This window comes from Colwellia sp. Bg11-12, from assembly GCF_014076955.1.
Classification (GTDB): Bacteria; Pseudomonadota; Gammaproteobacteria; order Enterobacterales; family Alteromonadaceae; genus Colwellia_A.
Map to the genome: position 1 here is coordinate 46,871 of NZ_JACGUZ010000073.1, position 10,497 is coordinate 57,367.

Genomic DNA, 10,497 nt, shown 5'->3' on the forward strand with positions numbered 1-10,497 from the left:
TAAAGGAAACCTTTCGTCCATTCTTATGGTGATTTTGTTATCTACTTTGTAACGGTTATTGTTCATAAGTAGGTTGTTGATCGCGTGGGCTATGTAAATAGCGCAATACCACACAGCTATGCTGAGCAATGTTAATAGCGGAATGTCTATTGCTTTTCGTTAAGTTAGTGTCGTTTTGGGCGCTATCATTAGCGTTTTCTGTAGCGGTATTAATAAGGACTTGCCAATAGCCATTAAGCTCAGGCAATAAATAATTAATACTGCGCTGATGGGCATTAAAAATAACAAGTAGGGCATCGTCTTGCTGTTCAGCATCGGTCTCGGGTTGCTCGGTATTTGCTAACATCATTGCGAAACACTTAACCGATGCATCATGCCAATTGTCTTTGGTCATCGCTGTACCATGACAATTCAACCAACTGATATCGGCTAAGCCAGTATGTTTACTTACTTTAAAACCATGTTGGTAATGTGTTCTATTTAATAATGGGTGCGCTTTTCGTAAGGCGATTAATGCTTTAACAAAATTTGATTCTTGCTGTGCCTGTGGGTCTTGCCAGTCGATCCATGAAATTTCATTGTCTTGGCAGTAAGCATTGTTGTTACCGTGTTGGCTATTATTGAGTTCGTCACCACTGAGTAACATTGGCGTGCCTTGCGCAATAAAAAGCGTAGTCAGTAAATTACGTTTTTGTTGTCGGCGAAGTACGTTAATACGCTCATTGTCGGTAGTTCCTTCTGCGCCTAAATTATTGCTAAAGTTACTGTCGTGGCCATCATTGTTTTCTTCGCCATTGGCTTTATTTTGCTTGTTATTAAAACTGACTAAATCAGTTAGCGTGAAGCCGTCATGTGAAGTAATGAAGTTAACGCTGGCGCTAGGTCGACGGCTCGGCTGCTCGAATATGTCACTTGAACCATGCAAGCGTTTGGCAAATTCGGCAACTAAGCCTTGTTCACCACGCCAAAAGCGTCGACAAGAATCTCGAAAACGATCGTTCAATTCTAGCCAGCTATTAGGGAAGCGACCCAGCTGGTATCCGCCATGTCCTACATCCCAGGGCTCTGCAATAAGTTTAACTTTTGATAACACAGGGTCTTGCCGAATGCTGGTAAAAAAATGATTGTTTGCTTTAAAATCAGGGGCGTCACGGCCAAGAACCGGCGCTAAATCGAAACGAAAACCATCAACCCCCATTATTTCAACCCAGTAACGTAAGCTGTCTGTGATCAGTTGAATAACTCGTGGATGCTGTACATTAATGGTATTGCCACACCCTGAAAAATTTTCATAATAGCGTTTGTCTGATGTGTGCAAACGATAGTAACTGGCATTATCTATCCCTTTAAAGCTTAACGTTTGGCCCAGCTCGTCGCCTTCTGCGGTATGGTTATAAACCACATCGAGAATAACTTCGATACCCGCTTCGTGGTAGGTTTCAACCATAGAACGAAACTCGCCAACTTCACCCGAATGGCAATAGGCGGCGTGCGGCACAAAAAAAGAGATGGTGTTGTAACCCCAGTAATTACTTAACCCTTTGTCTTGAACAAAATCTTCATTAATAAATTGCTGAACCGGTAACAGTTCAATACTGGTTACCCCCAACGATTTCAGATACTGGCAGACCTTTTTATTAGCAAGACCAGCAAAAGTACCGCGAAGCTCAATAGGCACATCAGGGTTTTGTTGCGTAAAACCTTTCACATGTAACTCATAAAGAATGGTGTCACGACGGCGTACTTGAGGATGTGTTTCGCTAATCAAAAGCGGCAATACCACCACACACTTAGGCATAGTTGTCGCGTTGTCACGATTATCGAGGGTTAAATCTTTTTGGGTACTTTTTAGGTCGTAGCTAAAATTAAGTTCGCTTTGTATAAACTGACCAAATATTTTTTTTGCATAAGGGTCTAGCAATAATTTGTTCGGGTTAAAACGATGGCCGTTGTGAGGTTCAAAAGGGCCATATACTCTATATCCGTATAAACAGCCTTCGGTAATACCTTCAACAAAACCATGCCACACATCGTCAGTAAACTCTGGTAATTCAATGCGCTGTAGTTCAGTTTTACCGTCAGTTGAGAAAACGCAGAGCTCTACTTTTGTGGCATGAGCGGAAAAGAGGGCAAAATTACAGCCCTTGCCATGTTTAGCCAGTGATGCACCCATTGGATATGAACGCCCAGAGGTCACATTTTTACCTACGCTAATGCCAAGACCTGTCATTGAATGGTCTCGAGTTCGACGTGTTCACTTTTAAGGGTAAACATCACTGTGGCTAAAGGTGGCACTGTAATTTCTATGTAGTGTTGTTGACCTTGCCAAGGTAATTCAACACTCGTTAACGTACCAGAGTTTACTGTGTTACTGCCGCCATAAATTTCAGCATCAGAGTTAAGTAATTCGGTATATTCTCCACGTGTTGGCACGCCTAATTTGAATGTTTTGTGCGTTAGAGCGGTAAAGTTACAGACCACAATTACTGCACTTTCTTTAGCGGTATTTTCTGTTAACTGGCCAAACCTGATAAAACTATAAATAGACTGTTCACGGTTTTGATGATCTAACCAACTAAAACCTTCCGCTTGACAGTCTTTTTCATATAAAGCGGGCGTATTGCAGTAAACATTATTTAAATCTTTAATGAGTTGTTGTACACCACTGTGCCAATGAATATCGAGCTGATGCCAGTCAAGTTCACTGTCGTGATCCCATTCTTTTCCTTGGGCAAACTCACAGCCCATAAAAAGAAGTTTTTTACCGGGGTGAGCCCACATAAAGCTGTAATAGGCACGTACGTTGGCAAACTGTTGCCAAGCATCACCGGGCATTTTTTGTAAAATAGAGCCTTTGCCATGAACAACTTCGTCATGACTTAGTGGCAGAATAAAGTTTTCATCAAAGGCGTAAACAAGGCTAAAGCTTAGTTCGTCATGGTGATGTGAGCGATGAACAGGTTCACGTTGCATGTACTGCAAACTGTCATTCATCCAGCCCATATTCCATTTAAAGCCAAAACCTAAACCACCATCGTGCGTTGAGCGAGAAACCCCCGGCCATGATGTTGATTCTTCCGCAACAGAAAATGTACCCGGATATTGTTGATAAAGTTCTTCATTAAAACGCTTTAAAAAATCAACGGCTTCTAAGTTTTCTCGGCCACCGTGAATGTTAGGGATCCATTCATTTTCTTTACGACTGTAATCGAGATAGAGCATCGATGCCACGGCGTCTACGCGAATACCGTCAACATGATATTTGTCTAACCAGTGCAGGGCGCTTGACCGTAAAAAATTAGCCACTTCAACACGGCCATAATTATAAATTAGTGTATTCCAGTCAGGGTGAAAGCCTTGTTTAGGGTCTTCATGTTCGAAAAGGTGGGTGCCATCAAATGTTGCTAAGCCGTGATCATCGCTAGGGAAATGACCGGGTACCCAATCAATGAGTAAACCTAAATTGGCTTGATGACACGCATCAACAAAGTATTGAAAATCAGCTTCGTTACCAAAACGTGCTGTTGGTGCAAATAACCCAACTGGCTGATATCCCCAGGAGCCATCGAATGGGAATTCACTGACCGGCATTAACTGAATATGGGTAAACCCCATCGATAATGTGTAAGGAATAAGCTGGTTGGCGATGTCTCTATAATTTAAAAATTCGTTGTTCTTACCTCGACGCCAAGAGCCTAAATGCACTTCATAAATTGAAATTGGCGCGTTGTTACTATTACGTTCTTGACGTTCTTTTAACCACTTTTGATCTTGCCACTTGTAATTGTCTGTTTTGCTAATAATTGACGCTGTATCAGGTCGGTATTGGGCTTGGTTGCCATAAGGGTCGGCTTTAAAAGGTAACGCGATACCATTTTTATCTTTAATGGCGAACTTATAGTGTTGTCCTACAGACGCTTGTGGAATAAATATATTCCAATAGCCACTTGTCACGTTATCTATGGTTATATTTTGCATAGGATGGCTACGTTGGTCCCAATGATTAAAGTCGCCAATTAAAGAAACATGGCTTGCATTGGGTGCCCAAACAGCAAATGAAACACCGGAAATTTTGTGGCCATTAAGTGTTTTTATTTGCTGATGAGCGCCAAGTTTTTCATAAGGTTTTTGATGATTACCTTGTTGTAATAGATAAATATCAAGCTCGCCTAACGTCGCTGAAAACTGATAGGGATCGTCAATTAACCGTGTTTCATCTGAGGTAGTAACTTTGAGTCGATAATTAAAAATATTTTTACGGCGTAATTTAAGCGTGTAAAGTCCGCTGTCATCAATCTTGACTAACTTCCCTAAAGATTTTGCACTTTCTTTATTGCCAAATTCAGATGATTTCTTGCAGGGCAACAAGGCGAGTATTTCAACAGATTCAATATTCTTAATATGAGGAAAGTAACAAGTGATCCGTAAATAACCCTTACTTTGGTCAGCCGTTAGCCCTAAAACCTGGTTAGGTGCAATATGGCGAGCGTTGACTAAAGTGTTGATGTCATTTATAGATAAACTCATATAATTTCCTCGTGTTCCTAATAATTAACCGTTAATAGGCGATAACTAAATACTTGGCGTTAAGAACCAAATGTTTTTAACGTAGTCTTCAATCGAACGGTCTGAATTAAACTTGCCCATTAGCGCAGTATTGAGAATGGCCATTTTTGCCCAACGCTTTTGGTCTTGGTAAGCAATGCCTAATGCTTGTTGAGCGTCACTGTAGCTTTCAAAATCAGCCAGTACTTTGTATGGATCGCCACCTTCAAGGAAACTTTGTTTAATTGAAGATAATTCACCTGCGTGGCCTGGCGTAAAGTAGTCTGTGTCTAACCAGTCTAAACACGCTTTAATTTCGTTGTTATTTTCGTAATAGTGATAAGGGTTATAGCCTTCGTTATCTAGCGTTTTAACTTCATCAACGGTTAAGCCAAAGATGAAAATATTGTTGTCGCCAACTTCTTCAGCTATCTCAATATTTGCCCCATCTAAGGTGCCAATTGTTACGGCGCCATTGAGAGCCAGTTTCATATTACCGGTACCCGATGCTTCTTTACCTGCGGTTGATATTTGCTCTGAAACGTCAGCGGCTGGAATTATTTTTTCAGCTAAGCTGACGCGATAATTTGGTAAAAACACCACTTTTAATTTGTCTTTTATGCGGGTGTCATTATTGATTTTTTCAGCGATTTTATTCGTTGCGTAAATAATTTCTTTTGCTAACTTATAACCGGGTGCGGCTTTCGCGCCAAAAATAAATACACGCGGTTGCATGTCTAACTCAGGGTTTGCGAGTAAGCGACGGTAAAGTGCAAGAATATGTAATAAATTCAAGTGCTGGCGCTTGTATTCATGAAGACGCTTTATTTGCACATCAAAAATAGCGTCAGGGCTGACAATAACACCGGTTAGTGTTTCTATTTCTGCGGTAAGCGCGACTTTATTTTCATGCTTTATCGCCATGAACTTCTCTTGAAAATTGGCATTGTCAGCAAATGTTGCTAATGACGATAAGCTGTTTAAGTTTTTCGCCCAATCTTCGTCAACGTGTTTTGTTAGTAACTCAGACAATAATGGGTTACAAGATTTCAACCAACGTCGTGGCGTAATGCCATTGGTAACATTGGTCAACTTCTCAGGCCAAAGCTGGTTGAATTCTGGAAATAAATCTTGTTTGACTAAGTCAGAATGAATTTGAGCAACCCCATTAACTTTATGTGAGGTAATAACACATAAATGTGCCATACGTACTTTACGCTGTTCACCTTCTTCGATAATTGAAAGACGCGCACGCATTTGTTCGTTGTTTGGCCACATAGCATTTACTTCGTCATTGAGAAATGCTTCGTTTATGCGGTATAAAATCGTTAAATGACGAGGTAATACGCGTTCAAATAATGAAACTGACCACTTCTCTAATGCTTCAGGTAAAAGCGTGTGGTTAGTATAAGAAAATACTTTGCGCGCTAATTGCCAAGCGTCTAGCCAAGAAAAACGATACTCATCAAGCAAAACTCGCATTAGTTCTAAAATAGCGAGAGTGGGGTGGGTGTCGTTAAGTTGAATAGCTACTTTTTCGGCAAAATTTTGGCTACTTGCTGTGGTAAGTGGTCCAAATTGCAATTGATAACGACTAATAATGTCTTTAACAGAACAAGCGCAGAAGAAATATTGCTGAATAAAACGCAATTCTTTACCGGCATCGTGGTCGTCATTGGGATAAAGTACTTTCGAAACAGTTTCCGCATTTACTTGATCTTTGTGCGCGTATAAGTAGTCACCTTGGTTAAGTGTATCCCAGTCAAAAGCTGAATCTGCACGACATTCCCACAAACGTAAAGTATTAACGGTTGCTGAGTTATAGCCAACAATTGGAATATCCCAAGGAACGCCCTTAAGCATTTTTCCTGCACGCCAAATTGACGTTAAGCTACCATCAACTTGGGCCTGCTGTTCAACATAACCATACACCGGAATATGCTGAGTAGATTCAGGACGACAAATTTCCCATGGGCTGCCAAATTCACGCCACATATCAGGCTGCTCTATTTGGTGTCCGTCTTTAAAACTTTGTTTAAATAAACCATGTTGGTAATGAATACCATAACCCATCGCGTTGTAATCTAGTGTTGCTAATGAATCAAGAAAACAGGCTGCTAGGCGACCTAATCCGCCATTACCTAACGCTAAGTCAGCGCCTTCCTCACATAAATCTGCAAGGTCAAAACCTAGCGATTTTAGTGCTTGTTCAGTGTTTTTATATAAATCTAAATTATGTAAGTTATTTGACAACAAACGGCCCATCAAATACTCAAGCGACAAATAGTTAATACTTTTATTTGCTGACTTTGCTTGTTGACGTTTACTTGCTTGAAGTTTTTCAACAATAATTTCATTTAGGGCAAGTGATGTTGCTTGCCAATAAGCCTGCTTGTTTTGTGGCGTGTTCTCGTGTGTACTTTCAGAAATAACACGATCACCTAAAGTGCTGTTTACGTGATGTTGAATGCGTTTCTTTAATTCTGTGGCAGTAAAACTGGCAGAAATGTCTTTTTTAGCTTTAGTTGTCATAATTAATTTTTATCCTCAAAACTGTCTTTTACCTGCTGACGTTTTGATTTAATTCCTATTTATTTAAAATTTGTGGTGTATATAAGGACTTTGTCCATCCTTTTTACTTATTTGCATCAGTTGAACGAATTCTTTCCACAATAAATAACGTGATGATTAAATTATGCCGATGTTAAGAATTAGAGCAATAAACTACATACGTATGCATGAGCGTTTTATTCACTATTTCACATGCATACGTATGCATTTCACGGTTTATTTCAGACTAAAGTTATGTGGTGCTCGGTGACTACAGCCACTGCACTAAAATATCGGGTAAATCGATAGCTAAAAAATGAGTGAATTATCTGTTTACCTTTAATAAGCTATACAAGGCTAGAGGGCTAAGTTAGTATCTAAGCAGTATATTTATTAATAAGTTGTCGGTTAATTTAATGGTTAAAGCTAAAAATACTTCGTTTGATATTGCATATCGTGCGGGTGTTTCTCAATCAACAGTATCAAGAGCATTGCGTAATAGCCCTTTAGTGAATGAAGAAACTCGATTACGTGTGCAAGCTATTGCCAAAGAACTTAATTACAAAGTAGACAAAAATGCCAGCAGTTTACGTACCCAACGAAGCGGCACTATTGCGTTATTATTGTTTGAAGACCCAACGAATGATGATTCATTGATCAACCCATTCTTTATGTCAATGTTAGGCAGTATTACTCGAGCTTGTGGTAACAAAGGCTATGACTTATTAGTGTCTTTTCAACAAATGAGTCACGACTGGCATGCTGACTTTGAAGATACACGTAAAGCCGACGGAATAATATTACTGGGCTATGGCGACTACACTGATTATGAGGAAAAGCTTATTCAGCTTATTGAACAAGAAACACATTTTGTTCGTTGGGGGGCTGAAGTTAAAGATCTTGATGTGGTCTCGGTGGGTTGCGACAACTTTCAAGGGGGTTACCAGTTAACCGAACATGTGATCAAAAACAACCGCAAAAACTTTGCTTTTTTAGGCGGAGTATCTACCGGTTCACCTGAATTTTTAGATCGTTATGCAGGACATTCTAAAGCGTTACTCGAGCACGATTTAGTGGTTAATGAAAAACTTCAATTTGACGCGATTTCTACGGAAGAAGCAGGGCATTATGCTGCACTACAATTGCTTAAAACAGGTGAGAAATTTGACGCGATAATGGCAGCAAGTGATTTAATTGCCGTAGGGGCAATGCGAGCTTTGCAAGAAAACAATATTCGCGTACCTGAAGATGTTGCCGTTTTTGGTTTTGATGATATTCCTGTTGCGAGTTTTACCTTTCCAACGTTAACAACTGCCCGACAAGATACGATGTTAGCAGGGGAGTTATTAGTTGAAAAACTATTAGCACTAGTGAATGGCGAAGCAGCTAAAACAGAGTTAATGGCAACCACATTGGTTGTTCGTCAGTCTTGTGGCAGTTAACGTTTTATTGTGTTGTGTAGGCTAGCTTCACTAAAAATTTAGTATGTTTCCTAATCTAACCTACAATACAAAAATGGCCAACCCTCAGTAATTATAAACAACTAAAGCGAGTCGCATTACTCGCTTTTTTCTTTGACAAAATAAACTGAAACAGCACCTAGAACCATAGATATACCCGCCAGCATAATAATATTTATCGCATGGTTTTCAAAAACCGAATTTAATATCCAACCAGCAAATATACCCGAAACAATTTGTGGCGCGGCAATGGTGAAATTAAATATTCCCATATAAACCCCCGTTTTATTAGCAGGTAATGCCCCAGCAAGTATTGTGTAAGGCATTGCTAAAATTGCTGCCCAAGCAATACCCACACCCATCATTGGAATAAACAAGGTAACCGCACCTTGTGGCACTGTTATTTCTGTAATCAATAAATTAACGAGAGTCGGCTCAGGGTTTTGAATAAACATAAAGCTTAAATAACCGAGTCCACCTGCGAGTAAAGAAAACGAGTACACCGCTTTTCGGCCAAAGGTATTCGCAAGCTTTGCTAGCACAATAGAGAAGAATGCGGCAAATAATGAGTAAGCCGCAAATAAAATACCTACCCAGTCTCCCGCTGCACCTTTAGCCGCAGCTATGTCTTGGGGTACGCCACCCGCAGCGGTAATATAGCTAGGGTCAAACCATTTTACATCAATGCCCCAAACTTGCTGAGCAATAGCGGGCATAGTGTAAACCCACATAATAAATAATGAGAACCATGAGAAAAATTGCACAAGTGCTAAACGTTTCATTACTACGGGCATCGTTTTCATTAATCCGACAAAGTCAGTTAACTTTTCAAGTAACGACTTTTCAATGGCTTGTTCTTTAGCAACTTCTTCGGCGTCCATTCCTTTGAATTCATAATAATCTTTAGGGGAATATTCTTTGGTTCTAAAAATGGTCCATAATACCGAACCCAATAAAACCGTTGCGCCAATATAAAATGCCCAAACAACCGACGGAGCAATGCTGCCTTGTTGCGAAGTGTTTTCTAAGCCAACCACATTAGTAAGCACGAACGGGAGTATAGAACCAATAACCGCACCAATATTAATTAAAAAGGCTTGGATAGAGTAACCCTTATTCATCTGGTTATCGGGCACCATATCAGACACGAGTGCTCTGAAAGGTTGGAAGGCGATATTAAAGGAAGCGTCCATAACAGCTAACATCATTGCCCCAAATATCATCGGCGTGATTATAGAGACAAATAGCGGGGCATTTGGCATTAATAGCATCCCCACTGTTGCTGATATCGCGCCAATGAGTATATAAGGATTACGGCGACCGAACTTATTCCATGTTTTATCTGATGCTGCGCCAACTATTGGTTGAATAAGTAAGCCCATAATAGGCGCTACTAACCAAAATAAAGACAAAGAGTGAAGGTCTGCACCCAAATCTGAGAGAATTCGACTGACATTCGCATTTTGTAAAGCAAAGCCAAACTGGACACCTAAAAAGCCGAAGCTAACATTCCATATTTGCCAAAAACTGAGCTGAGGTTTGTTTTTCATTTATTATTTTTCTTATAAGAGTAAAGACGCATTATGTCGACATATAATCACAACCGAAAAATTGACACAACAAATTACATACGTATTCAGCTTGATGTAAGCCACGAGCGCTTAAATAAAAAGAGAAAAAGAAATTTCAAATGAATAATAGACTGACTTTCAGCTAAAAAGCTGTTTTTTTAGTTATCTTGCTGATTTATTGAACATAAAGATAAAATAATAAAATTAGTGCTTTACAAATGTTATTGCAGGTCTTAATATCTGCACCGTCTTCAAGCAAGCAATTGTTTTAAGACATTCAGGTGAGATGGCTGAGTGGTCGAAAGCACTGGTCTTGAAAACCAGCAAGGGTTTATAGCCCTTCTAGAGTTCAAATCTCTATCTCACCGCCA

The 10,497-nt window shown here is 39.9% G+C and carries 5 protein-coding genes and 1 tRNA gene; 2 read left to right on the forward strand and 4 right to left on the reverse strand.

Annotated features, from left to right (window positions below):
- Positions 1–55: 55 nt before the first annotated feature.
- Genes glgX through H4J39_RS12715 form a run of 3 tightly spaced genes read right to left on the reverse strand, consistent with a single transcriptional unit; the run spans position 56 to position 7,077 of the window.
- On the reverse strand, positions 56–2,230 hold the full coding sequence (glgX, locus tag H4J39_RS12705; RefSeq protein WP_182228795.1) for a glycogen debranching protein GlgX: 2,175 nt from the start codon (positions 2,228–2,230) through the stop codon (positions 56–58).
- Complete coding sequence (gene glgB, locus H4J39_RS12710; protein WP_182228796.1) at positions 2,227–4,527, reverse strand: 1,4-alpha-glucan branching protein GlgB; 2,301 nt, start codon at positions 4,525–4,527, stop codon at positions 2,227–2,229. The genes glgX and glgB overlap by 4 nt, the downstream gene beginning before the upstream one ends.
- A gap of 45 nt (positions 4,528–4,572) precedes the next feature.
- On the reverse strand, positions 4,573–7,077 hold the full coding sequence (locus tag H4J39_RS12715; protein WP_182228797.1) for a glycogen/starch/alpha-glucan phosphorylase: 2,505 nt from the start codon (positions 7,075–7,077) through the stop codon (positions 4,573–4,575).
- Between the two features lie 434 nt (positions 7,078–7,511).
- On the opposite strand from H4J39_RS12715, the gene H4J39_RS12720 reads away from it, so the two are divergent.
- Positions 7,512–8,537: a LacI family DNA-binding transcriptional regulator gene (locus tag H4J39_RS12720; RefSeq protein WP_182228798.1), complete on the forward strand. Its 1,026-nt coding sequence runs from the start codon at positions 7,512–7,514 to the stop codon at positions 8,535–8,537.
- A gap of 116 nt (positions 8,538–8,653) precedes the next feature.
- Here H4J39_RS12720 and H4J39_RS12725 read toward each other — a convergent pair whose 3' ends face one another.
- The gene (locus H4J39_RS12725; RefSeq protein WP_182228799.1) at positions 8,654–10,105 is read right to left on the reverse strand and encodes an MFS transporter; all 1,452 of its coding nucleotides are present in this window, start codon (positions 10,103–10,105) and stop codon (positions 8,654–8,656) included.
- Positions 10,106–10,406: 301 nt separating this feature from the next.
- Between H4J39_RS12725 and H4J39_RS12730 the strand changes: the two genes are divergently transcribed.
- A tRNA-Ser gene (locus H4J39_RS12730) sits at positions 10,407–10,497 on the forward strand.

Coding starts and splice junctions, on each gene's coding strand:
- glgX (WP_182228795.1), bottom strand. CDS start 2,230: ATGACAGGTCTTGGCATTAGCGTAGGTAAAAATGTGACCTCTGGGCGT.
- glgB (WP_182228796.1), bottom strand. CDS start 4,527: ATGAGTTTATCTATAAATGACATCAACACTTTAGTCAACGCTCGCCAT.
- H4J39_RS12715 (WP_182228797.1), bottom strand. CDS start 7,077: ATGACAACTAAAGCTAAAAAAGACATTTCTGCCAGTTTTACTGCCACA.
- H4J39_RS12720 (WP_182228798.1), top strand. CDS start 7,512: ATGGTTAAAGCTAAAAATACTTCGTTTGATATTGCATATCGTGCGGGT.
- H4J39_RS12725 (WP_182228799.1), bottom strand. CDS start 10,105: ATGAAAAACAAACCTCAGCTCAGTTTTTGGCAAATATGGAATGTTAGC.